The organism is Rhodanobacter sp. LX-99, assembly GCF_018599185.1.
GTDB lineage: Bacteria > Pseudomonadota > Gammaproteobacteria > Xanthomonadales > Rhodanobacteraceae > Rhodanobacter.
This window is the reverse complement of sequence record NZ_JAHFVL010000002.1, coordinates 518,154-540,858: the sequence shown is the minus strand read 5'-3', so window position 1 is coordinate 540,858 and position 22,705 is coordinate 518,154. Positions and strand designations below refer to the sequence as shown.

General features: G+C 66.1%; 27 protein-coding genes. 12 read left to right on the top strand and 15 right to left on the bottom strand.

Going from position 1 to position 22,705, the window contains the following annotated elements:
* Positions 1–34 precede the first annotated feature (34 nt).
* The 6 genes from KK131_RS13275 to KK131_RS13250 form a co-directional block, all read right to left on the bottom strand.
* Positions 35–739, bottom strand: coding sequence for a glutathione S-transferase N-terminal domain-containing protein (locus tag KK131_RS13275; protein ID WP_214557191.1), 705 nt, complete (start codon positions 737–739; stop codon positions 35–37).
* Between the two features lie 104 nt (positions 740–843).
* Positions 844–1,248 (bottom strand): host attachment family protein, encoded by a 405-nt coding sequence (locus KK131_RS13270; RefSeq protein WP_214557190.1) that lies wholly within the window; start codon positions 1,246–1,248, stop codon positions 844–846.
* Between the two features lie 95 nt (positions 1,249–1,343).
* Positions 1,344–2,429 (bottom strand): DUF1615 domain-containing protein, encoded by a 1,086-nt coding sequence (locus KK131_RS13265; RefSeq protein WP_214557395.1) that lies wholly within the window; start codon positions 2,427–2,429, stop codon positions 1,344–1,346.
* Between the two features lie 47 nt (positions 2,430–2,476).
* On the bottom strand, positions 2,477–3,154 hold the full coding sequence (locus KK131_RS13260; RefSeq protein WP_214557189.1) for a GNAT family N-acetyltransferase: 678 nt from the start codon (positions 3,152–3,154) through the stop codon (positions 2,477–2,479).
* A gap of 117 nt (positions 3,155–3,271) precedes the next feature.
* Positions 3,272–4,768 (bottom strand): amidohydrolase family protein, encoded by a 1,497-nt coding sequence (locus KK131_RS13255; RefSeq protein ID WP_214557188.1) that lies wholly within the window; start codon positions 4,766–4,768, stop codon positions 3,272–3,274.
* A 162-nt stretch (positions 4,769–4,930) separates the two neighbouring features.
* Complete coding sequence (locus KK131_RS13250) at positions 4,931–5,815, bottom strand: hypothetical protein (RefSeq protein ID WP_250887257.1); 885 nt, start codon at positions 5,813–5,815, stop codon at positions 4,931–4,933.
* 108 nt (positions 5,816–5,923) lie between these two features.
* On the opposite strand from KK131_RS13250, the gene KK131_RS13245 reads away from it, so the two are divergent.
* Positions 5,924–6,748: an NAD-dependent protein deacetylase gene (locus KK131_RS13245; protein ID WP_214557394.1), complete on the top strand. Its 825-nt coding sequence runs from the start codon at positions 5,924–5,926 to the stop codon at positions 6,746–6,748.
* A 10-nt stretch (positions 6,749–6,758) separates the two neighbouring features.
* On the opposite strand, the gene KK131_RS13240 is transcribed toward KK131_RS13245, so the two are convergent.
* Positions 6,759–7,238: an SgcJ/EcaC family oxidoreductase gene (locus KK131_RS13240; protein WP_214557186.1), complete on the bottom strand. Its 480-nt coding sequence runs from the start codon at positions 7,236–7,238 to the stop codon at positions 6,759–6,761.
* 229 nt (positions 7,239–7,467) lie between these two features.
* Between KK131_RS13240 and KK131_RS13235 the strand changes: the two genes are divergently transcribed.
* The 4 genes from KK131_RS13235 to KK131_RS13220 all read left to right on the top strand — a co-directional run bounded on the left by KK131_RS13235 (position 7,468) and on the right by KK131_RS13220 (position 11,912).
* Entirely contained in the window at positions 7,468–8,778 is a 1,311-nt protein-coding gene (locus KK131_RS13235) for a hypothetical protein (protein ID WP_250887256.1), read from the top strand.
* Positions 8,779–8,872: 94 nt separating this feature from the next.
* Positions 8,873–10,681 carry a DUF885 domain-containing protein gene (locus KK131_RS13230; RefSeq protein WP_214557185.1) on the top strand — a complete coding sequence of 603 codons (1,809 nt, stop codon included), beginning with the start codon at positions 8,873–8,875 and terminating at the stop codon, positions 10,679–10,681.
* Between the two features lie 203 nt (positions 10,682–10,884).
* Positions 10,885–11,340 (top strand): GFA family protein, encoded by a 456-nt coding sequence (locus KK131_RS13225; protein WP_214557184.1) that lies wholly within the window; start codon positions 10,885–10,887, stop codon positions 11,338–11,340.
* 125 nt (positions 11,341–11,465) lie between these two features.
* A complete protein-coding gene (locus KK131_RS13220) occupies positions 11,466–11,912 on the top strand; it encodes an SRPBCC family protein (protein WP_214557183.1) in 447 nt (148 codons plus the stop codon).
* A gap of 7 nt (positions 11,913–11,919) precedes the next feature.
* Here KK131_RS13220 and KK131_RS13215 read toward each other — a convergent pair whose 3' ends face one another.
* Complete coding sequence (locus KK131_RS13215) at positions 11,920–12,375, bottom strand: nuclear transport factor 2 family protein (RefSeq protein ID WP_214557182.1); 456 nt, start codon at positions 12,373–12,375, stop codon at positions 11,920–11,922.
* A gap of 111 nt (positions 12,376–12,486) precedes the next feature.
* Positions 12,487–12,780 carry a hypothetical protein gene (locus KK131_RS13210; RefSeq protein WP_214557181.1) on the bottom strand — a complete coding sequence of 98 codons (294 nt, stop codon included), beginning with the start codon at positions 12,778–12,780 and terminating at the stop codon, positions 12,487–12,489.
* Positions 12,781–12,951: 171 nt separating this feature from the next.
* Between KK131_RS13210 and KK131_RS13205 the strand changes: the two genes are divergently transcribed.
* On the top strand, positions 12,952–13,797 hold the full coding sequence (locus KK131_RS13205; RefSeq protein WP_214557180.1) for a diguanylate cyclase: 846 nt from the start codon (positions 12,952–12,954) through the stop codon (positions 13,795–13,797).
* Between the two features lie 89 nt (positions 13,798–13,886).
* Here KK131_RS13205 and KK131_RS13200 read toward each other — a convergent pair whose 3' ends face one another.
* Complete coding sequence (locus tag KK131_RS13200) at positions 13,887–14,381, bottom strand: hypothetical protein (protein ID WP_214557179.1); 495 nt, start codon at positions 14,379–14,381, stop codon at positions 13,887–13,889.
* 314 nt (positions 14,382–14,695) lie between these two features.
* On the opposite strand from KK131_RS13200, the gene KK131_RS13195 reads away from it, so the two are divergent.
* On the top strand, positions 14,696–15,052 hold the full coding sequence (locus KK131_RS13195; RefSeq protein ID WP_214557178.1) for a DUF1428 domain-containing protein: 357 nt from the start codon (positions 14,696–14,698) through the stop codon (positions 15,050–15,052).
* A gap of 100 nt (positions 15,053–15,152) precedes the next feature.
* Here the strand turns inward: KK131_RS13195 and KK131_RS13190 are convergent, their stop codons facing one another.
* Entirely contained in the window at positions 15,153–15,575 is a 423-nt protein-coding gene (locus KK131_RS13190) for a helix-turn-helix domain-containing protein (RefSeq protein ID WP_214557177.1), read from the bottom strand.
* Between the two features lie 45 nt (positions 15,576–15,620).
* On the opposite strand from KK131_RS13190, the gene KK131_RS13185 reads away from it, so the two are divergent.
* Positions 15,621–16,208 carry a DUF1579 domain-containing protein gene (locus KK131_RS13185; protein WP_214557176.1) on the top strand — a complete coding sequence of 196 codons (588 nt, stop codon included), beginning with the start codon at positions 15,621–15,623 and terminating at the stop codon, positions 16,206–16,208.
* An 87-nt stretch (positions 16,209–16,295) separates the two neighbouring features.
* Here KK131_RS13185 and KK131_RS13180 read toward each other — a convergent pair whose 3' ends face one another.
* Positions 16,296–17,411, bottom strand: coding sequence for a LirA/MavJ family T4SS effector (locus KK131_RS13180; RefSeq protein WP_214557175.1), 1,116 nt, complete (start codon positions 17,409–17,411; stop codon positions 16,296–16,298).
* 192 nt (positions 17,412–17,603) lie between these two features.
* On the opposite strand from KK131_RS13180, the gene KK131_RS13175 reads away from it, so the two are divergent.
* The 3 genes from KK131_RS13175 (at position 17,604) to KK131_RS13165 (ending at position 19,834) form a co-directional block, all read left to right on the top strand.
* A complete protein-coding gene (locus KK131_RS13175) occupies positions 17,604–18,083 on the top strand; it encodes a VOC family protein (protein WP_214557174.1) in 480 nt (159 codons plus the stop codon).
* Positions 18,084–18,334: 251 nt separating this feature from the next.
* A complete protein-coding gene (locus tag KK131_RS13170) occupies positions 18,335–18,988 on the top strand; it encodes a glutathione S-transferase family protein (protein WP_214557173.1) in 654 nt (217 codons plus the stop codon).
* Positions 18,989–19,207: 219 nt separating this feature from the next.
* Positions 19,208–19,834 carry a putative adhesin gene (locus KK131_RS13165; RefSeq protein ID WP_214557172.1) on the top strand — a complete coding sequence of 209 codons (627 nt, stop codon included), beginning with the start codon at positions 19,208–19,210 and terminating at the stop codon, positions 19,832–19,834.
* Between the two features lie 139 nt (positions 19,835–19,973).
* On the opposite strand, the gene KK131_RS17780 is transcribed toward KK131_RS13165, so the two are convergent.
* Positions 19,974–20,264, bottom strand: a complete 291-nt coding sequence (locus KK131_RS17780; RefSeq protein ID WP_214557171.1) for a DUF3761 domain-containing protein — start codon at positions 20,262–20,264, stop codon at positions 19,974–19,976.
* Positions 20,265–20,496: 232 nt separating this feature from the next.
* On the opposite strand from KK131_RS17780, the gene KK131_RS13155 reads away from it, so the two are divergent.
* Positions 20,497–21,003 (top strand): hypothetical protein, encoded by a 507-nt coding sequence (locus tag KK131_RS13155; RefSeq protein WP_214557170.1) that lies wholly within the window; start codon positions 20,497–20,499, stop codon positions 21,001–21,003.
* Positions 21,004–21,412: 409 nt separating this feature from the next.
* On the opposite strand, the gene KK131_RS13150 is transcribed toward KK131_RS13155, so the two are convergent.
* Positions 21,413–21,811 carry a VOC family protein gene (locus tag KK131_RS13150; protein WP_214557169.1) on the bottom strand — a complete coding sequence of 133 codons (399 nt, stop codon included), beginning with the start codon at positions 21,809–21,811 and terminating at the stop codon, positions 21,413–21,415.
* Positions 21,812–21,898: 87 nt separating this feature from the next.
* A complete protein-coding gene (locus KK131_RS13145) occupies positions 21,899–22,600 on the bottom strand; it encodes a hypothetical protein (RefSeq protein ID WP_214557168.1) in 702 nt (233 codons plus the stop codon).
* Positions 22,601–22,705 lie beyond the last annotated feature (105 nt).

The following is a 22,705-nucleotide window of genomic DNA, read 5'->3' as shown; positions in this document are numbered from 1 at the left end:
CTGTCCCGGCCCCTGCCGCAGGAGAACCTGCGCCTCAGCTCTTGCCGGGAATCTGCAACCCGCGCTTCACCGCCGGCCGCGCCAGTCCACGTTCGAGCCATGCGGCGACATGGGCAAAGCTGTCGAACGCCACCAGTTCGCGCGCCTCGTAGAACGTGATCAGGTTGTTGACCCAGCCCAGCGTGGCGATGTCGGCGATGGTGTAGTCGTCGCCCATCAGCCAGCGGCGGCCGTCGAGCCGGCCGTCGAGCACGCCGAGCAGACGCTTCGATTCATTGACGTAGCGCCCGAGCGGGCGCTTGTCCTCGTACGCCTTGCCGGCGAACTTGTTGAAGAAGCCGACCTGGCCGAACATCGGTCCGATCGACGCCATCTGGAAGAACACCCACTGGATCGTCTCCCAGCGCCGCGCCGGGTCGGCCGGAATGAACCGGCCGGCCTTGTCCGCCAGGTACAGCAGGATCGCACCCGACTCGAACAACGCCAGCGGCTCGCCGCCGGGACCGTCCGGGTCGATGATCGCGGGAATCTTGCCGTTCGGATTGAGCGCGAGGAACTGCGGCAGATGGCTCTCGCCGTTGCCGATGTCGACCAGGTGCGGCTCGTACGGCAAACCGGTTTCCTCCAGCATGATCGATGCTTTCACCCCGTTCGGCGAGTTCAGCGAATACAGCTGGATGCGTTCGGGATGCGCGGCTGGCCAGCGCGTGGCGATCGGGAAGTCGGACAACCGGGTCACATGGCACTCCTGCAGTGGGGAATCACTGCAAGGTGGGTGCTTGCCCCGACCGGTTCAACCGCGGAGCGATCGGATCGCGCGCCGACCTCTTCCTTCCGGCGTCTTTACCAGGTTGCCTTCAGTGCGCGCTCGATCTCTTCCAGCGGCGCACGGAACAGCGTCTTGTTGAGTTCCTCCACCATCCGCCTGGTGGTCTCCTCATGCAGCAAGGGACGCATCTGCCCCAGCGTCTGCGGGTCGGCCACCAGCACCAGGTGGGCAAACTCGTTCTTCAACGCCGCTGCATTCAACCGCCGCGCCAGCTGCTTGGCGAAGGTGGCTTCGTCGATCTCGGCCATGCTGCGCTCGGGCGGCTGCCGCCCGGCCGGACCGTCGTTGGCCACGTCCTTCGGCTCCACCAGCTTCACCTGCTCAAGCGAGACATTGAGCCCCTTGCCGACGTTGCGCAGAAGCCGCGCGCCGGTGCCGTCGGCCACCACGACCCATGCGCCAGTGGGAATCTTCTTCATCGCGATCTCCTCGGGTTGTGGCGCCCAGGACCACGGTGCGCCGTCTCGCCGAGCCTAGCGCCGGGAACGTGACGCCGACGGGAACGGTCCGCCGGCTAGCCCGCCCGCCGCATGCAGCGCTGCCAGCGTTCGTCGACGCGTTTCGCGAACCACGCGGTGGTGAGTCTGCGGGTGATCTTCGGACTCTTCAGCGTGATGCCCGGCAGCACCGCGCGCGGCAACGGTTTGCCATCCATCCGCTCGGCCAACGCGAACACGCGGCCGTAGAGTTTCGCGTCCGCGAAATCCTGGCGCTCGCCCTGCCCCAGCGCACGATGGATCGCCGAGTCGCCCATGTCGAGCCGTGCGCCCAGCGAACGCACCGCCAGCTCCGTCGCGCCGGGTGGATCGCCGAAGCCGGCATCGGGCGACACCAGGTCGCCATCCAGCGCCAGCGGCATGCCCGATGCCACGCTCACTGCGTTCTGGAAAGCCGCATTGCGGCTGGCGTACCAGCCCGCATTGAAGTCGGCGAAACGGTAGAGCGGCTGCGGATAATCCGCTGGATAACCCAGCAGATGCGCGATGCCGAAATACATGCCGCCGCGCCGGCTGAACACCTCGTCGCGGATCGAGCCCCGCACCGGGTACGGATAGTCGCGCGCATGCGCTTCGGCGAACGCGATGCTGACCTGCATCGGCCCGCCGGTGTGTACCGGGTTGAAGTTGCCGAACAGGCGCTTGCCCAGCGGCACCATGCCGATGAAGTCCTGGAAGATCCCGCTCAGCTGCTGCTCGGTGCGCGCCGCCGCCAGCCGCTCGCTGTAACGCCGGCCATCGGGCGACTTCAGCCACAGAGCCGCGTCCACCACGAATCCCGGCACATGCTTCGCGGCGGCGCGGCGGTCGATCTCCCGTCGTGCGATCTTCGCCAGCCCCGGTACCACCGGATCGACCTTGAAGCCGGATTCCTGCTCCGCCACGGCCAGCACCGCGCACAGGTTCGAGGCGGTCGGTGCGATGTGCTGCGCCGCGAACGCGGCATGAATGTCCGTCGCCCAGCCCTCGCGATCGCTTGCACCGGCCGGCATCAGCCGTACGATCTCGGCGCGCACCTGCACCGGGCTTGGCGGCTGTGCCTCCCGCGTGCGCTGGGATGTGCACCCCCCCAGCAACAAGGCGACGATCGGAAGGAGCGCCATGGAACGGTGGCGCACGACCCGTCCTTTCGCCGAGGAAACGGCCACGCCTATGCCCGACACAGCGACCAGAACCCGATATCGCGCCGATGGCTGTAGCCGAGCTGCTCGTACAGTTGCTTCGCGCGATGGTTCTGGTGGCTCACGTGCAGAAACGGCAGGCGGCCGCGTTCGAGGTTGTCGTTCGACAGCAGCGCAATCAGGCGCCGCGCGTAGCCGCGGCCGTTGAAGTCGGGATGCGTGCATACCGCGCTGATCTCCTGCTGCGCGTCGGTGCCCAGCCGCTCGCCGATCATCGCCGCCAGCCGACCGCCCTGGTAGATGCCGAAGTAGCGGCCCAGCTCCATCGTGCGCGGGCGGAAGTAATGCGGATACACCAGCGCGGTCAGCGCCAGCACGTCGGCGCGATGCGCCTCGGTCAACTCGATCACCGCCGGCCCGTCGACCACCGCGATCGGCGCGGGGCAGATCATCTGCGCCAGCGGCGCAAACGCGTCGAGCACCCAGCCGCGCGGCAGCGCGGGCGCCACTCCGAGCAGGTAGACCGATTCACCCGGGCCGACCAGCGACGCGATCGCAGCGGCCACATCGGCTTGCGCGCTCGCCACGCCCAGGAACGGCGCGAATTGCGCCGGATAACGCGCCGCCTCGCCGCGGCACAGCGCAATCGCGCGATGGCGGCTGCGCAGCGAGGACCAGAATGGGTTGTCGAGTTCAGCCAGGTTCATGCCGCCATGCTAACGCGCCGGCGCCTCGTGCCGAACTTCGGCGCCTGTCGCAACGGGCGCTTCACCGCGATGCGGCGTCCGGCCACTCCCGTCCGAAGCGGCAAAACGAAGCCGGCGCTAGCGCAAGCCCACCGTGCCGTTCGCCGCCTTGGCCAGCCTGACCGGGTCGTAGCCCACGCCGTCCTTGAACACCAGCTCGACGTTTTCGATGTCCTTGATGTTCTGCGCGGGGTTGCCGGCGATCAGCACCAGGTCGGCGGCCTTGCCCACCTCGATGGAGCCGATATGCCGGTCCTCGCCCATGAAGCGGGCGCCGTTGCTGGTGGCGATCTGGATCGCCTGCAGCGGGGTGAAGCCGGCTTCCACCAGCAGTTCCACTTCGCGCTGGTCGCCGTAGCCGGCGATCACGCCGCCATAGCCGGTGGGGTCCAGGCCAGCCAGCAAGGTGCCGCCCTGCTGCACGAAGGCGTGCTCGAAATCCTGCTCCAGCTTGAACACCTTCACCCACGGCGAGTCGGGCGTCCTGGCGACACGCTCGCGTGTCGCCAGGTATTCCGCCCGGGTTTCCGGCAGCATCGCGTCCAGCACGCGCCGGTCCATCGGCGCGCGGCTGGGCACGAAGGTCTCGAACACCGGCAGGGTCGAGGTGACCGCCACGTGCTTCGATACCAGGGTCTTGATGAGCTGCCGGATGCGCGGATCGTCGACGCTCATCGTCGCCAGCTGGGCCAGCGCGAGCTTGGTGTCCGGACAGACGTCCGGCTGCTTGCCCGCCATGAACTCGGTGTCCACCGGCAGCCCGTGCTCCAGGTCGTCGATGCCGAGGCCGGCGGCTTCGGTGAAACCGATCGCGCACAGGTGCCCGGTTACCTTGATGTGCTTCGCATGCGCCGCCGCGATCGCGGCGGCGAGTTCGGCGCGGGTGATGTGCATGTACGCCTTGAACGACGTGGCGCCCTCGCCGATCCAGTAGTTGACCGTGTCGGTGGCGTCGGCCGCATCCGCCAGTTCGTGCATCTGCGGCGTGAAGCTGCCCTTGCCTTCCAGATATGGCCCGGTCGTGTGCATCTTCGGTCCGGGGATCTTGCCGGCGTCGATCGCCTTCTTCAGCTCCAGGTCGGTATACGGCTCGGTGCTGCCGGTGGTGCGGATGCTGGTGACGCCGCCGGCCAGGTACAGCTTGGGAAAGCTCGACGCCTGTTCGGGATAGATCGCCTCCTTCGCTTCCGGGTTCACCTTCGGCGCCGGATAGAACATGTGGTCGTGCATGCCGACCAGCCCGGGGATCAGCGTGTGCCCGCTGCCGTCGATCACGGTCGCGCCCTTAGGCAGCCTCACGTGCCTGCCGACCGCCGCGATGAGGCCGTCGCGCAGCAGCACCGTCTGGTTTTCCAGCGCCGGCGTGCCATTGCCGTCGATCACCCGCACATGGGTGATCGCCAGCAGCGGCTGCGCATATTTCACGAACCGCTGCGTCTGCGCCGACAGCTGCGGCACCTGGGCCCAGGCGGATGAAGCCGCACACGACCCAGCCAACGCGACGGCCAGCAGGATGTTCCGACAAGCGCCGGGCGACGGCCAGGCAGCGGCGAGACGACGGATTTGCACAGGCATGCTTGGATTCCCGTAGCGAGGCAGGCGCGTGTCTGCCAGTGGATCAAAACCACTTCAGATGTCTCTGGCACGAATGGCACTTAGAAGCGCAAAGCTCCAATTCCCGTCATTCCCGCGAGGGAAATCATATGACCATCCTTGAGATATTTGATCTCGCGTGAATCATTCATGGTGCGCGTGCATCGCGGCTCCGCAGGAAGGTGGCCACGACTCGTGGCCGTCGGCATGCCACACGAAGAACTCGCCCGACTTCGGTTCGCCGGTATCCCGGGCGAACAGCAGGGATTTTCCGCTGGGCGAGAACAGCGCGCCGATTTCCGTGCCGTTGACGTTGACCTGTGGCCCCAGCCTGACCCGCGCCGACCAGCCCGCCGGACCCAGCCGGGATTCGTAAAGCCCGCCGTCGGCCATCACGATCATCCGCTTGCCGTCCGGCGACGGCAGCGGTTCGTATTCGTTCCCGGCCGTGTTGACGGCCGTGACGTTCTCCACCGTCCACTGCCCGGGCGCACTCTCGCGGGCGCGCCAGATATCGTTCTTGCCGGCCCCGCCCGCACGGTTGGAACCGAAGTACAGCCAGCCGTCGCGAGCCGGCCGGGGAAACCATTCGGCCTCGCTGGAATTCACCGGCGCCGGCAGGCGCACCGGCGTCCCCCACCGGCCATTCGCGCTCCTGTCCACGCGCCAGATGTCGAGGTCCTTGCTGTGCATGCCCGCGTTGGCGCGGCTGGAGATGAAGTAGAGGCTGCGACCATCCGGGGTGAACCACGGGTCGGCCTCGAGTCCCGCGCCCGCGAAGGATGGCGGCACCGGTGCCGTCCAGGCCTTGCCGTCGCAATGCGCGGTCAGGATGCGCCAGCCGGAAAACGACTTCGAGCTGCGCACGAAATACAGGTCGCCATTCACCGGGTCGAACGCCGGATGCGACTCGAAAAATTCGCTGGACACGCCGGCCGGCGTCCATGGCTGCAGGACCGCCTGCGATGGCCCGCTTGCCGCGGCAACCGGTGCCGCGATCGTCAACAGGGCGAACAGACTACGCCTCATGCACATGGCTCACGGCTCCGCTGTCGGGGAGTGGCGATGATATCGTCCGCCCCATCCAGCAGCGCAACCGGCCCTTGTTCCGCCCCGCCACGAACCCATCTCATGCCGATGACCCCACTGCAGCAATTCACCGAAGTCCATCGGCGCCTGTTCGTGCTGACCGGCGCCGGCTGCAGCACCGACTCGGGCATCCCCGACTATCGCGACCGCGACGGCCAGTGGAAGCGTCCGCCGCCGGTGAACTACGCCGCCTTCATGCACGAGCCGGCCACGCGCCGGCGTTACTGGGCGCGCAGCATGGTCGGCTGGCGGCGCTTCGGCAGCGCGCTGCCGAACACCACGCATCACGCGCTGGCCGGGCTGGAGCAGCGCGGCCAGGTCGAACTGCTGGTGACGCAGAACGTGGATCGCCTGCACCAGCGCGCCGGCAGCGAGCGGGTGCTCGACCTGCACGGCCGTCTCGATGAAGTGCGCTGCATGAGCTGCGACTGGCGGCTCGCCCGCCGTGCGTTCCAGCAGACGCTGGTCGAACGCAACCCGGCCTGGGCGCAGCTCGACGCCACCGATGCGCCGGACGGCGACGCCGACCTGGAAGGCCACGACTTCGCCCGCTTCGACGTGCCGCCCTGCCCGCACTGCGGCGGCATCGTGAAACCCGACGTTGTGTTCTTCGGCGAAGCGGTGCCGCGCGAACGCGTGGAAGCCGCCACGCGCGCCTGGCAGGCCGCCGACGCGGTGCTGGTGGTCGGCTCCTCGCTGATGGTGTATTCCGGCTACCGTTTCGTCGACGCCGCCGCACGTGCCGGCAAGCCGGTGGCCGCGGTGACGCTGGGTCGCACCCGCGCCGACGCGCTGCTCACGCTGAAGGTCGACGCGCCTTGCCACGAGGCGCTGGCCTTCCTGCGCGAGCAGGCGCGACTGGTCATGAACTGACGCGCAGCAGTCAGCTGGTGTGATCCAGGATGATCTTCCAGCCGTCGGCGGTCTTCTCCCACAGCAGCGAGAACACGCCGTCGTCGCGGGCGGCTTCGCCGTGGGTGGTGCGATCGAGATGGAAGCGGCCGGTCATGGCGGCGTAGCGCACTTCGCCGTGGGCGTCGGGCAGCAGGCGCACGTCCAGTTCGACATACGTGAGCCGACCCATCTGCTCCTTCGTGGCGTAGTGCTTGCGGTAGCTTTCGAGGATCGTGCGGTAACCCTTGCGCACGCTGGCACCCACGAACGTGGTGTCGGGCGCGTCCTTGTAGCTGCGTACGAACTCCACGACATCGCCGCGGTTCCACGCGGCCGCCTGTTGATCCATCACCTGGCGAATGGCGGCGGCATCGTTGCCGGCGCTTGCCGCGTGACTGGAAGCCGTGCCGCCCAGGCCGGCCATCGCCAGAAGAATCCCGAATCCGAGAAGAAAGTAGCTTGCCTTCATGTTGTGCTCCGCTGCGCTGCGTGGGGGCCCAGTATCGCCCCGAACGCGGCGTCGGGTGTTGGCGCGCGGCCTGCTTCCGGCGTCCAGCCGCTTCCCGAGCGGCTGTGCCCGCAGCTTCGCATGCCGCCACCGCCCGCGGCGCGACCATGACGCCCGGCACGCTGCACGTGTCTGGCGCGGCGATAGACTCGCCCGGCAAGCCGCCGACCATTCCCGAGAGGAACTGCGCATGTCGCCCCGCTTTGCCTTGCCGTCGCTGCTGCTGGGAATGTTCGCGTCCGTCGCCATCGCCGCCACGTCGCCGGATGCGGCGTTGACGTCCGCCCGAACCTGGTTCGGCGAAGCCACCCGGCAGTGCCAGGCCGACCACGGGCGCCTGTGGGGCAAGACGCTGTGCGGGCCGATGCTGCTGGTGGTACCGGCCACGCGGCAAGTGATCGCCAGCCAGGCGGACGCACAGGGCAAGCTGCACGCCGAGGGCGGCGTCTTCGTCGGCCGGCTGCCCGAGGATCAAACCCTCGCCAACACCTCGCTCGACTGGGCCGGCGTGCACTGGAGCGAGATGCTCTGGCCCTTGCCCGGCGATGCGCTGGAGCGGCGCACGCTGATGGCGCACGAGTCGTTTCACCGCATCCAGCAAAGCCTTGGCCTGCCCGCGAAGGACGGCGACAACGCGCACATGGATACGCTCGACGGGCGCTACACGATGCAACTGGAGTGGCGCGCGCTGGACGCGGCGCTGGCGGCCACGACCGACGCCAGCCGCCGCGCGCGCATCGCCGACGCGCTGGCCTTCCGCGCCGCGCGCTATCGGCGCTTCCCCACCGCGGAACGGAGCGAGGCCGCGCTCGAACGCAACGAGGGCCTGGCCGAGTACACCGGCATGATGGTGGGCAACCGTGCTCCGGCCGATCGGCTGGCAGTGGCGCGCAAGGATCTGGCCATCCATGCGGGCGACGCTGGCCTGACGCGTTCGTTCGCCTACGCCACCGGACCGGCGTACGGCTTGCTGCTGGACCGCTACCGTCCGGACTGGCGTCGCGAGATCGTGCACGGCGGCTCCCCGGCAGCATGGCTGGCAGCGGCACTGCACATCGACATGACCGCCGGATCCGAAGTCGAGCCACGCGCCGCCCGCTACGACGGCGCCGCCCTGATGGCGAGCGAACGCGCCCGTGCCGCCGCGCACGCAAAGCGGGTCGCCGCATACACCAGCCAGCTCGTCGCCGGCCCGGTGCTGCAGCTGCCGCTCAAGCACATGAAGGTGCAGTTCAACCCAAGCAACCTGCTGCCGCTGGGCGACGCCGGCACGGTGTACCCGACCATGCACGTCAGCGACGACTGGGGCACGATCGACGTGGACGGTGGCGCACTGCTGACCAGCGACTGGTCACGCCTGTCGGTAGCGGTGCCCCCGGGCGGGGTTCATGACGGCAAGCTGCACGGCAAGGGCTGGACCCTGCAGCTGGCACCGGACTGGCAGCCCGTGCCGGGCGCACGCGCCGGCGACTGGACGGTGCGGCAGGCCATCGGCAAGTAGGCCTTGTCGGACACCTGCGCCACGGGCGTGAGGCGAGTTGCGTGTGCCCATCGGGACGCCTACTCTCGGCGAACCTCGCCATGGAGCCGCCTGCATGCGCTCGATCCACATCACCGCCCTGTGCGTCGTGGCGACCGCCGCGCTCGCCGCCGGCTGCAACCGGGAAGCCCCCAGCGTACCCGCCGCCGGCGCACCTGCCGCCAGCGTGGCGGTGGTCAGCGACAACGCCAGGCTGGAGGCCGCCGTCGACGACTTCATCGACGGCATGTTCCAGCACTACCCGACCTTTGCCGCCAACGCCGGCAAGCACGAGTTCGACGGCAAGTTGCCCGACTACAGTCCGGCCGGCCTGAAGGCGGATGCCGACTGGCTGCATGCGCAGCGCGCCCGGTTCGCCGCGTTCGGCGACGACAAGCTCGACGAAAGCGGCCGCTTCCACCGCGACTACGTGCTCGCGGTGATCGACGGCCAGCTGTTCTGGCTCGAAGACTCCGGCTTTCCGTACAGCAACCCGGCCTTCTACACCGGCGACCTGTCGCCCAGCATGTACCTGACGCGCCCCTACGCGCCCTTGCCGGAACGCATGGCGGCCTTCGTCGCCTATCAGGAAGCGCTGCCCAAGGCGATCGCCCAGATAAAAGCGAACTTCAAACTGCCGCTGCCGGAGTCGTACATCGAGCTGGGCGTGAACAGTTTTGGCGGGTACGCGAGTTTCTTCAAGACCGACGTCCCGGCGATCTTCGCCGAGGTCAAGGACGACGCCCTGCAGGCGCGATTCAAGGCGTCCAATGCCGCTGCGATCAAGGCCACGCAGGATCTCGCCGACTGGCTGAAGGCGCAGAAACCCCACGCCACCCACGACTACGCGCTGGGAGCCGAGAAGTTCTCCAGAATGCTGCACGCCACCGAACTGGTCGACTTGCCGCTGGACCAGCTCAAGGCCATCGGCGAGTCGGACCTTGAGCGCAACCTCGCTGCGCTCAAGACCGCCTGTGACAAGTTCGCGCCCGGCAAACCGTTGAGTGAGTGCGTCGCCAGGGAGAGCGCGGACAAGCCGGCCGGCGGCGCCGTGGAAGGCGCACGCAAGCAACTCGCTGGCCTGCGCCAGTTCATCGTCGACAAGGACCTGGTGACCATCCCCGGTCCCGAGCAGGCCAAGGTCGAAGAAGCGCCGCCGTTCAACCGCTGGAACTTCGCCTATATCGAGATTCCCGGCCCGTACGAAAAGAACCTGCCGTCGGTGTATTACATCGCCCCGCCGGATCCGACCTGGAGCAAGACCGACCAGCAGGCCTACATACCGGGCAAGGCCGACCTGCTGTTCACCTCTTCGCACGAGGTGTGGCCGGGGCACTTCCTGCAGTTCCTGCACGCCAACCGCGCGCACTGGAAGTTCGGCCAGCTGTTCGTCGGCTACGCCTTCTCCGAAGGCTGGGCGCACTACGCCGAGGAGATGATGTTCGACGCCGGCCTGGACGGCGCCACGCCGGAGGCCCACATCGGCCAGCTCACCAACGCCCTGCTGCGCGACGTGCGCTATCTCTCCGCCATCGGCCTGCATGCCGGCGGCATGACCGTCGCCCAGTCCGAGCGGATGTTCCGCGACAAGGCCTTCCAGAACCCGGGCAACGCCCGCCAGCAGGCCGCCCGCGGCACCTACGATCCGGCCTACCTGAATTACACCTTGGGCAAGCTGATGATCATGCAACTGCGCCAGGACTGGATCGCCGCACACCCGGGTCCGAATGCGCTGAAGGCGTTCCACGATCAATTCCTCAGCTATGGCGGCCCACCGATCCCGCTGGTGCGTGCGCGGATGCTGGGCGGCAAGCCGGAAGCCAGGCTGTGGGTGGCACCGACGCCTGCCACGGCAAAAACGGAACCCGCTGGATCATCCAGGTAAGGCATCGGCGCCGCAGCAGCGCGGCCCGGGAAAGGCCCGTGCAAGGCGGTGCAGCAAACGCACGCCGAGAGCGGGCCCGGCACGTCCGGGCCGCTCGCACGTGATGCCCACGACGCCCACCTCTTCAGAGCGCGCTGCGGTGGCGAACACGCCATCTCCGGCTACAGTATTCCGGACGCCCATTCCGCACGAGGAATCCAGCCATGCCCTATCCCCGACAGCTCCCTGCCACCGGCACCTGCCGCTGCGGCCGCGTGCGCGTGCGCATCACCAAGCCGGCCATGCTCACCATGGCGTGCCATTGCCATGGCTGCCAGAAGATGACCGGCAGCGCGTTCTCGCTGTCGCTGGCGATGCCTGCCGATGGCGTGGAGGTCCTGGAAGGCGAACTGGTCCGCGGCGGCCTGCAGGGCGAGCACACCCACCTGTACTGCGCGTTCTGCAAGTCATGGGTGATGACCCGTCCGGCAGGGATCGAATGGCTGGTCAACCTGCGCCCCTCGGTACTCGACCCGCACGCGGACTTCGTGCCGTTCATCGAGACCTGTACCGACGCCCGGCTCTCCTGGGCGTCGACCCCGGCGAAGCACAGCTTCGCCGGCTTTCCGGCGATGGAGGAATACCAGCCACTGGTCGAGGCATTCGCGGCCGAGGCCTGATCGAGCGCCCGACCTGTCGCCGCGATTCCGCTCCCGATCTGCGCGGCGTTCGATGGTACTGGTCGATTTTCGCCCCGCCCGTTCGTCCTCAAGATGAGGACTCACCCTCTGCAACGGGAACCACCATGGCCACCAACACCCTCCGCCTCCATCGCGTGCTGCGCGCCCCGCCCGAGCGGATCTACCGCGCCTTCCTCGATGCCGAAGCCATCGCCAAGTGGCTGCCGCCGAACGGCTTCACCTGCAAGGTGCACCAGCTCGACGCGCGGGTCGGCGGTAGCTACCGAATGACGTTCACCAATTTCTCCACCGGCAACGGCCACAGCTTCGGCGGCACGTACCGGGAGCTCGTGCCGGGCGAGCGCATCAAATACAACGACCGCTTCGAGGACCCCAACCTGCCCGGCGAGATGACCACCACCATCACCTTCCGCGCCGTGTCCTGCGGCACCGACATGCAGGTGGTGCAGGAAGGCCTGCCCGAGGCCATCCCGGTGGAGCAGTGCTACGTGGGCTGGCAGGAATCGCTGGTGCTGCTCGGCAAGCTGGTGGAAGCGGAAATCCCGGACTGACCGAACGCTACGGCAACCGGCTGGCGTGGCTTGCCGCCAGCAACCACTTGCCGCGGCGGCGGATCCACGTGTCCGTGTAGCGGAAGTTGGCGGCGAACGGTTCACCGCCGGCGCGGCCGCGGACGCTGGTGATGCCGACGATCAGCGCGGTGTCGCCGTACAGGCGCACCTGCTGGTCGTGGTTGCGGAACTCCTCGTAGAACGGCTCCCGCGCGGCGACCTCGGCAAGGTTCTGCTCGAGGTTCGTCACGCTGCCGTGCGAATCGACGAGCGTGAAATCCGCCGTGAGCGCGCGGCGCAAGGCATTCGCATTGCCGGCCTCGAAGGCTTGGCAGGCGTCGGCCTCGGCTTTCAGCAGCTGGCGGGTGGCCGGGTTCGGCCCGACCGCACCGGCGCTGGCCGCGAGGCCCATCAGCACCGCCAGCAGCCAGTGTCTTCCGGTGATTCCGTTCCATCGTGGCATGGTCGTGCAGTTCCTCGGGGCCAAAACTGGCGGGGCCGAGTTTACTTGCCGCCTTCGGCAAATGGATCCGGCCTCACTCTTCGGGAGCCGCTTCAAGGGATGCTGGCACGGTCACTCGTCCTCTTCCTCGAATTCCACCAGCGCGTCCAGCTCGGACGCCAGCGCCTCGACCGCCTCGCGCACCTTGCGCGCGGTGGCCGTGTTGGGCGCATCGATCTCGAGTTCGTGCGCATCGGGCCCGCGGATGTCGCTCAGGCCTGCGGAGCTGGAATCCGCATCGTCCATGTGATCCATCATGTCCGCGATCTCCTCGACGCGCTCGATGCCGTCCAGGCTCTGCAGCAGGTTGATCACGGCCCGGACATCGTCTTCGCTTCCGGTCAGGCGCAGGCGCAGTGTCGGCATGGCGGTATCTCGTGACGGGAGGCAGAGAGCGTAGGCAAGGCCAGGCCAACGCGGCGTGACGACGCTGCACTTCTGCGGCTCCACTGCACGTGGTTACGATCCGGTCAGTTCGCCATACTGCGGCCACATCTTCACGGCACCGCGACCGGGCGCCACGAACCCGGCAATTCCATGATCCCGAAGCTGCCTCCCCTCGCCGACGTGCTCGACCTGCTGCCTGACGCGGCCTGCGTCGTCGATGCCGAAGGCCACTTCCTGTACGTCAGTGCGAGCTTCGAGCGCATCTTCGGCTACACCCGCGACGAGGTGCTTGGCCGGCGAATATTCGACCTGGTCCATCCCGACGACCGCGCGGCAACCGTGCAGCAGGCCGAACAGGTGATGGACGGCGCGCTGCAGCGCCACTTCCGCAACCGCTACGTGCACAAGGACGGCCACAGCGTGGACATCCAGTGGTCGGCCCGCTGGCTGCCCGAGTACGGCGTGCGCATCGGCGTGGCCCACGAGGTGACCGAACTGCGCCGCGCCGAACGCGAACTCGAGCACCGTGCCAGCCACGATCCGCTGACCGGATTGTCCAACCGTCACCAGCTGCAATGCGAGCTGCAATACGCCATCGCACACGCGACGCAGACCGGCGACGGCCTGGCCGTGCTCTACCTGGACCTTGACGGCTTCAAGGAGGTCAACGACCGGGGTGGACACGACGCCGGCGACCGCCTGCTGCGCGAAGTCGCACAGCGCCTGCAGCAGGGTCTTCGGAAGGGCGACCTGGTCGCCCGCGTCGGTGGCGACGAGTTTGTCGCGCTGCTGCCCGGCTGCCACGACGCCGAGGCCGCCCGGGCCGTCGCCGAAGGCCTCCGCGCCTGCCTGGGCCCGCCCTTCACGCTGCCCGACGGTTTGTTCCGGCTGGATGCCAGTGTCGGCATCGCCTGCTTCCCGGCGGACGGAAGCGACCCGGACATCCTGCTGGCGCACGCCGACCGCGCAATGTATGCAGCCAAGCGCCAGCGGTAGCGGCACGGTGACGTCGACCTGACGCGTGACGTCGGCAGGCAGCAAGGGAACGGAGGTAGTTAACGGAATTGCCTTCGCCCCTTATCCGCTCACAGCAGCGTGCAGTTGCAGCAGCCTTTCTTGAGCGTCTCGGCCTGGTGGGCCTCGCTGCTCGCACTGCCCTTGCTTCGCCGCAGGTCGTTCCTGTCCATGGCGTTCACGGTATCGAGCACGTCGTACATGAAGCCGAAGTCCGCATCGACAGGTTCCACGTGGTCCACGCTGTTCAGCACCTTCAGGCGCTCTACCCACTCGTCGTAGCTGCCGACGAAGACCCGTTTTTCACCGCCGAACTGCTGGATCGTGGCGTCCACGATCACCTCTTCGCCCGTAGCGTCCCAACGGAGAAGCACACCAGTGTGGGAGGTTTTTTCCCGGAGCGGGATGCGGACCGCCTTCTTCCTCCGCTCGGTCGGAGGGTCGCCGGCGTAGTTGCCGAAACTCGCCTCCAGAAGCTGCTTCGTCACGCCCGCGCAGTCACCCTTGTTCTGGGTGGAATACGGCAGGGCCCAGGCCTTCAGCTGTTTGTCGGTCAATCGGGACATGGCACGCTCCGCAAGGTGGGAGATGGTGAGCCGGTCGCAGGGAGGCCACAGCTTACTCCGCCGGCGGCCGCCGGATAGCCGCCCAAAGAGACGGGGTAATCCACTCCGTCCCCTTAGCCAGCCGGGTGTCTCGGGCAGGTGGCACGGCACGAGAGGATGTGGAGCATGAGCACATTGGACAGTCAGGCGAGATGAAACCAGAGTCAGCGTACGATTTGACCTCCTTGTCCACGCCCGATGTCGATCGCATCCGCTCTCGTTCGTCGCCCAAGTGAGGGGCGCCGCACCAGCCCCCCGCCACCAAGGAGAACACCATGTCCTACATCGATGGTTTCGTGATCGCCGTACCCAACGCCAACCGCGACAAGTTCATTGCGCATGCCAACACCTTCGACGCCATTTTCATGGAGTTCGGCGCCACCCGCGTGATGGAGTGCTGGGGCGACGACGTGCCCGACGGCAAGCTCACCGACTTCCGCCGCGCCGTGCAGGCAAAGCCGGACGAATCCGTGGCGTTCTCCTGGATCGAATGGCCCGACAAGGCCACCCGTGACGCCGGCATGGAGAAGATCATGAAGGATCCCCGCATGGCGGCCGCCGGCGACATGCCCTTCGACGGCAAGCGCATGATCTTCGGCGGCTTCGCGCCGGTGGTCAGCTTGCCGGCCTAGCCGAAGCGGGACGGCGCACCCCGTCCCGTCTTGATCCAGCAGAACGGATTGCTGCGTGCCGCGGTCTACTTTGGCGGAGTCAGAAGAAGCTCTGGTTCCGCTACTTGCCCAGGGCATCGCCACAGCCCAGCGCTGCCGCCGACGGCGCCGGACCCGGCCCGCGCATTCGCCGAAGGTGCGCCAGGCCCCAGACCCTTGCTTCCTCCACCAGCGGCAAGACCGTCTCTCCGTAGCCGCTCAGGCGGTACTGCACCGGCGCTGGCACGCGTCCGGCCACCAGGCGCTCGACCAGGCCGTCGGCTTCGAGCTCGCGCAGCTGCTCGGTCAGCACCTTGTGCGAAATCGGCGCGACGCGGCGCAGCAGGCCGGAAAAGTGATGGGGCTCGCGCGCGAGCCAATACAGGATCGTGAGCTTCCATTTGCCGCCGACCGCGACGAAGGCCGCGTGCAGCGGGCAATCCGCCAGCGGATGGGAGGTGGCCAACAGATACGCACCTGGACGTGCCTTCTTGTCGCTGGACATGGCTGCCTCTAGCGTTCAGTCAATCGAATCATGTTGGAGCATGCCATGCCGAGCCGTTGCCGCGCTTTCCTGTCGTGCCTGGCCGTCATGGGGCTGCCGTACCTGCCGGTTGCGCCTGCCTGCGCACGAGCCCCGCAGGCCGCCAAGGCGGTAGCGGAAACACCGCGCGATGGCCAGCACGATTTCGATTTCGAGATCGGCACATGGCGCACGCACCTGAAGCGGCTGGCGCATCCCCTGTCGGGATCCAGCGAATGGGTGGAATACGAGGGCGTCACCACCGTGCGCAAGGTCTGGAACGGCCGCGCCAACCTGGTCGAACTGACGGCCGACGGCCCGGACGGCCATTTCGAAGGCCTGAACCTGCGGCTCTACAACCCGCGGTCGCGCCAGTGGAGCCTCAACTTCGCCAACAGCAGCGGCGGGACGTTGGGACAGCCGACGATCGGCCGATTCGTCGACGGCCGCGGCGAGTTCTACGACCAGGAAGACTTCGACGGACGCGCCATCTTCGTCCGTTTCGTGATCACGCCGCTCGACGCCGACACGATCCGCTTCGAGCAGGCCTTCTCGGACGACGGCGGCAAGACCTGGGAGATCAACTGGGTGGCGACCGATACGCGGATGAAGTAGCGAGCCGAAGCCAGGGGCAGGTTCATTTGCCCCATGCGAACAGTGGCCGGGTGGGCCCGGCCCGTCTCGCTCGGCCCTGGCTGCTGCTCATTTGGGTTTGCTCACCACCTGCCCGTCGACGGTGGCGAAGACGTCCGTCTGGCCGTACTTCGATACGTCCGCGAAAGCCAGGTCGAATTGCCCCTCGCTCATGCCCCACTTCTTTGCCAGCACGGCCTTGTAGGGCCGCAGCATGTTGTTGGCGTTCTGCCAGGTGCGTTTGTTGAAGCGCGCCACCAGGTAGTTGTAGAGCACGCGGATTTCGGGCTGGTCGAATTCGCGGGCGGGGGCCGTCAGGTACAGGTTCATGTACTGGGGCGAACGGAACGTATCGCTGGCCGGCGTGCTCTCCTTCATGGAATCGTCGGCCGGCACGCAGTCGCACAGGAAATCCCAAAGCGAGCGGTTGGTGTAGACGTCCGCCAGGGTGGGATACTGGCTGGCCGTCTCGAGGGTCGCGCCGTTGGCCGCGATCTGCGCACCACGCCAATGCGAGGTCGTGTATTTCGGAAGTTGCCGGAAGCGCTTCACGGGGGGCTGCTTCAGGCGGTACAGGCCGCCGCTGGCGTGTTCGCAGCAGATGATCCACCACTGCAGGCGATGCGTGTATTCGCCGTGATTGATGGAAGCGCCCGGGTCCTTCCAGTGGCGCGCCTGCCGCAGCAGCAGGTTGTTGAAGCTGTCGGGGTGGACGAACCCGGACAAGGTGGGCAGTTCGGTCGGCTCGGCCTCGGTGCCGTTGAATCCCCACTTCAGCTCTTCCTCCATGAGGATCTTCTTGAGGATGCCGCCGAACTTCGGCGGCTTGCCCAGCAGCCACTGTGGCCTGTCGACATTCTTGTAGGCCTGGTCGTTCCCCATCCGCGGCGTGAGCGTGGGCGACTTGATGCGAGGGTCTTCGGAGTTCAGCTGCGCGAATTCGAACACCATCCGCTCATTCAACGTCTTGAGGTGTTTCAGGCACACGGCCTCATCCGTCAGCAGTGCACCGATCTGGCACAAGTCGTGGAACAGCGCCGATTCGCCGGCATACACCATCAGGCCATCGCGGTTCTCGAACGCGCCCTTGAACTTGGCCTTGTCGTTCTTCTGCTTGTCGGAGTTGAAGTGGGGAAAGAACTTCTGGATTTCTGCACCAATCTGCGCCGGACTCTTCTTTTCCATGACTGCTCCCTGCCGGATAAAGTGTTGACGATGTTGCAGCGGCCAACTGTCCACCCTGAAGCCGGAACACCGCAAGCGCCAAATCCGGGCCCGATCACTCCGCCCCCCCTGTCTCGCGTGTCGATCTGCACACCCGTCGTTCGTCGAAGAGAATGAAGGGCATCCTCGCCGCCCTGAACCAGGAGAACCAAGATGGCCAGCAAGAACACGATTTGCCTTTGGTACGACGGCGCCGCCCTGGATGCCGCGACGTTCTACGCCAAGACGTTCCCGGACAGCGCCGTGGGCGCCGTCCACCGCGCGCCGGGCGACTACCCCGCCGGCAAGCAGGGCGACGTGCTGATGGTGGAGTTCACGGTCATGGGCATCCCCTGCCTGGGCATGAACGGCGGCCCCGGGACCCCGCACACCAATGCGTTCTCGTTCCAGGTAGCCACCGACGACCAGGCCGAAACCGACCGCCTGTGGAACGCGATCATCGGCAACGGCGGCCAGGCCAGCGAGTGCGGCTGGTGCAAGGACCAGTGGGGCCTGTCGTGGCAGATCACCCCGCGCGCCCTGATGGCTGCGGTCACCGACCCGGATCCCGCCGTCGCCAAGCGCGCGTTCGAGGCGATGATGACGATGACGAAAATCGACATCGCCGCGATCGAGGCCGCCCGGCGCGGCTGACGCTGGCGACGATCAGGCGCGGTAACCGGGTAGGCAGCACCGTCGCCCAGGCGAAGGCGCTTCCCGCACCGGCTTCGCCTGGAAATGCCTGAACAAGCCCGTTGCCCGTCATTCCAGCGAAAGCTGGAATCCAGTGCCTTGAAGGAGTGGCCGAGGCGCCGGGCCCCAGCTTCCGCTGGAATGACGGCTCGTTCGCAGCCTCCCCTGTAGGCGCCACCCCTTCCACGTCACGCAAACGCCCGGAGCTTCCCATGACCCCCACCATCACCGCCTTTGAAAGTTCGCCCGATCGCGGCCAGGGACTCGCGCGCGACACGCGCGTTCGCTGGGCGCTGGAAGAAGCAGGCCAGCCTTACGACGTTCGCCTTGTTTCATTCAAGGCAATGAAGGAACCCGCGCATCGCGCGCTGCACCCGTTCGGGCAGATTCCCACCTATGAAGAAGGCGAGCTCGTCCTGTTCGAGTCCGGCGCCATCGTGTTGCATATCGCGCAGCGCCATGCGGGCCTGCTGCCGGGCGACGCGAACGCCCGGGCGCGCGCGATCATGTGGATGTTCGCCGCGCTCAACACCGTGGAGCCGCCCATCCTCGACCTGCAAACCGCCAAGTTCGCGGAAGGCGACAAGCCCTGGACCGCGGAACGCCTGCTGCTCATCAAGGATCGCATCCGCGCCCGACTGGGCGATCTCTCCGTCCGCCTTGGCGACGCCGACTGGCTCGACGGCGCATTCAGCGCAGGCGACCTCATGATGGTGCACACGCTGCAGCGGCTGAAGCCCTCGGGCCTGCTGGACGAGTATCCGAGCCTCGCCGCCTACGTCGCCCGCGGCGAAGCGCGGCCGGCGTACAAGCGTGCGTTTGCCGCGCAGCTGGCGGTGTTCACCGGCAAGTCGCCGGCCGGTTGACCAGAATGCGTTCCGAAAAATCGTGCCAGGAACCATTCGAACATTCAGCCGGCCTTCCGAAAATTGCCCCCGACGCCTATTTCGTTTCGACTTGATTTCCGGATTCGTTGCACTCCGGCCTCTCGCTTGACTCCGTCCAGGTTTTGGTTCGAGCATCAAATTGTTTGACGCCTTTTCCTTCCCCGATTCGACACATCACAGTCTGCCGAGGAGCTTCCAATGCCTGCCGGAAGAACGTCGATTCTCAACGATCAACTTTATCTTTACACGAAGAACAACGGCGCAAAGAGCGGCGACCATGTCGTCATCGATTCGCACGGGTTCAAATCCCCGCACCAGAGAAACCAATTTCCCATTCCGACCAACAACGCAGGCCACCAGATCAGCATCCATTTCTACACGCCGGGCGGAAAAGCAGTCGTGTCAGGAACCACGATAGCGAGGTATGACGACGGCACTCAGCTAAGTTGGGCCAACGTCGTGAAACAGGTCCTGCGCAACGAAGTCGTGTCATCCAAGACGTACGTGTCTGGTACCAACTGCACCAATTACGGCCTGGCAAAGATCAACCCCTCCGAAGACACCTCCTGGAGGGGCGCCGTCAGCAATTTTGTCGGCGAAAGAAACACCGTAGTCTCGAACGACATCCTCGGTCTATTGAACAGGTCAAATCCTGCAAGGGATATCGTGACCGTGCGCAATCGCCGATTCACAGGCTACGTGACACTTGAAGAAGTGGTGGCTGCGTTGGCCGCCATGGACTACACCGACATCCACTGCACGTTCTGCAGGAGCAGGTTGCTGGTTCCGGAATTCATGTATCCAGGCCACGCCAGACACTTCTAGAGCTGCCGGAAACGGGCTCGGATTATCTGCCACCCTCTATGCTCGGCATGGCTGCCCTATCTGGCACCGACCAGCAAAGGAGACGGAGGAAGTTAACCCGGCTCAACTTCCTCCGGCCCAGTCTCGGATTGCCTCGCGCTCATAGCCATCGAACAACGCCTCCATGATGAGAGCAGGTACCGCGATGGCTCATGCTGAAGCTGAATGATCCGTCTCGACATTGTGCAGTTGCACCCGACGGAATCGTCCCGGTGGCCGTATGCGCTGGGCGATGAACTTCAAACCCCTCACGGTTCGTGTAGCTGCCCTTCTCCACAAGCGTCACCACCCCGGCGGGGGCAGTATGTGACGTTGAAGGCTCATGCTTCTGCGCCAGCGACAGGTTGGGAATGGCGCCAAGCAAGAGAATCAGTGGTACGAACCTAAGCATGCAGCGACCCGAGGCAACTCAACCCAGGTCAGCAAGCAACAGGCCTGCCAGAACCCGGCTGGCAACACCCGGCAGGCCGGGAAATTCTTCGGATACGCCGGCCGAAGCGCCCCGCTCCAGCAAATTCTTGCGTGCGGAAGTGACTCTGCCCCGGGTTTCGTTCAAGGCGTATTCTTGGCAAAGAAAGCCGAACCTGCCGCTTGATTGGACGTCACAAAGGAGGACGACCCGCATGAGCATCGAAGTGGAGATGGGCGAATACCAGATCGTATCGAACAGCACCAGCGAGCGTTACATATGGACCCGAGGTGTCGGCGACTGCCTCGCGATCGCCGCCCAGAACGCGGATGAAACCCTCTTTGCGCACCTCACGGGAAGACAGTACTACCCGGAGAGCATGGGCGGCGGCAGCGATGAAGCCACGGTCACGAAGATAAAGAAGTTTCTTGCCGGTTGCCGACAGAGCAACATTCTCGTCGCGACCAATTTTCGCCATTCCGGGGACGTCAAGCTCTTCATGTCACCGGCCATCAGGCTCGGCTACGGTATCGACCGGCTCCGATATGGAGGCACGGATACGCCTGGACCGGTCACACTCGATATTGCCAACTTCCAGATGTACTTCTCGACTCCCGAGGAAGTGAACGATCAATGCAATGCATTGGGCGACAAGTTCGGCTGGACGACTGCCAAGGCAAAAAAGGGCGCCAAGGCCCGATGTGGATGCGTGCTCATGTAGGTACTGGCCCGGTTCCAGTCGGTTGGATCAGGCGCATCAGGAACGTGCGATCTGGTCGAACGCGACCAGATCCGCCCCCACTCGGCGAAGTAGATCAACCCCTTCTCACGCTTGCCCACCGCGATCACGGTGACCGCGAGAACCTTGTCATGCACCTGGTAGACCAGGCGGAAACCTGACGCGCGCAGCTTGCTCGCCGAAACGCGTCAGGCCAGCGCCGAAGAGCTGACCAGCAGCAACTTTCCACCTTGCGACAGGCTGGTTCCTTCGCAGGGATGGAAAGCGAAGGGACGGAGGCAGCCAACTCGGCTCGACTTCCTCCGTCCCGGTTTCCGGTGCATCGTCGCGTTCCTGCTTGATGGGCACGATGCCGCGACCGTGACCCGCGGCAACGTCGTGCGACGAGGAGCTAACCGGCGGGCATGGCCGCCATGTCCATCCAGAACGGCCCCCAGACGTGTCCATCCGGGTCGGCAAGGTCGCGCGCATACATGAAGCCCAGTTCCTGCACGGGATTGACGTCCGCGGTGCCGCCGCTGGCCGCAGCCGCCGCGATCATGGCATCGACGGCCTCGCGGCTGTCCAGTGCGAGCGCGAGCGAGACCTCGCTCGAGGTCGGCGACGGAATCGGGCGGTCGGTGAACGTGCGCCACTTGCCGTGCGTAAGCAGCATCACGTAGATCGCCTCGCTCCACACCATGCAGGCGGCGGTTTCGTCGGTGAATTGCGGGTTGTTGGCAAAGCCCAGCGCTTCGTAAAAAGCCATCGAGGCCGGTAGGTTGGACACAGGGAGGTTGACGAAGATCATGCGGGACACGGCGGATTCCTCTTGGGGTTGTGCCAGGACGACGAACGGCGTGGACGGAAATCGACAGCCGATCGCCATGACTCCCGGCTACTGGCAGGTCGGGTGCTGCCGCACGACGTAGGGCGCGCCGCCCGAGGGCGAACGCGCGGGGAGCGCGAGGTAGCTGGCCCGCTCGTCGCGCACGCCGGGTTTCGTACCGTGCGGTGGCTCCAGCTTCTGCCCATTCACGTCGTCCATGATGTCGCGCAGCTTCTCCGCATCGCGGGTGATGGCATCCCCCATGATCGACAGCGTGAAGTCGCTCAACTCGGCATGATCACTGCAAGTCACCACATTGCCATGCGCCCGCAGGCTGCCCAGCAGCAGGTCGATCTCGTCGATCTGATTCAGGCTGACGCCGACGAGGAGGCGGTTACCGGGCTCATCCCCCACCGGCCCGGCGACGTCCGGCTCGGCAACGTCCGGTTCCATGGCTTCCATGGCCAAAGCGTCCTCGTCCGCTTCCGTCCCCGCATCGGCCTTGGGTGCCATCGCCCTTTCGCCACGCTCGGCCGGCCAGGAGAGTTCGTCCAGCACCTGAGCGATCTGCTCCTCCAGCAGTTCCAGGCAGATCGCCACCTCGCCTGGGCGAATCTCCGCATACCACTCCTTGGCCTCGTCTCCTATGCGCGGCCGCGCCAGGTTGGCCAGGAACTCCACATGCTCACGCAGCTTCTTCAGCCGCAACCAAGTGTCCTCCGGCAGGAAATAGCCGGTCGCTTCCAGATCATCCGCATCGATCGTCGACATGCTCGCCTCCTAGTTCCATGAAGTGCCCGTCTATGGCATGACGCCGGACGGGAAATCGGGAGGTTAGAAACCGCTCATAGCCGACGGGCGTATTTCGATGCAGGT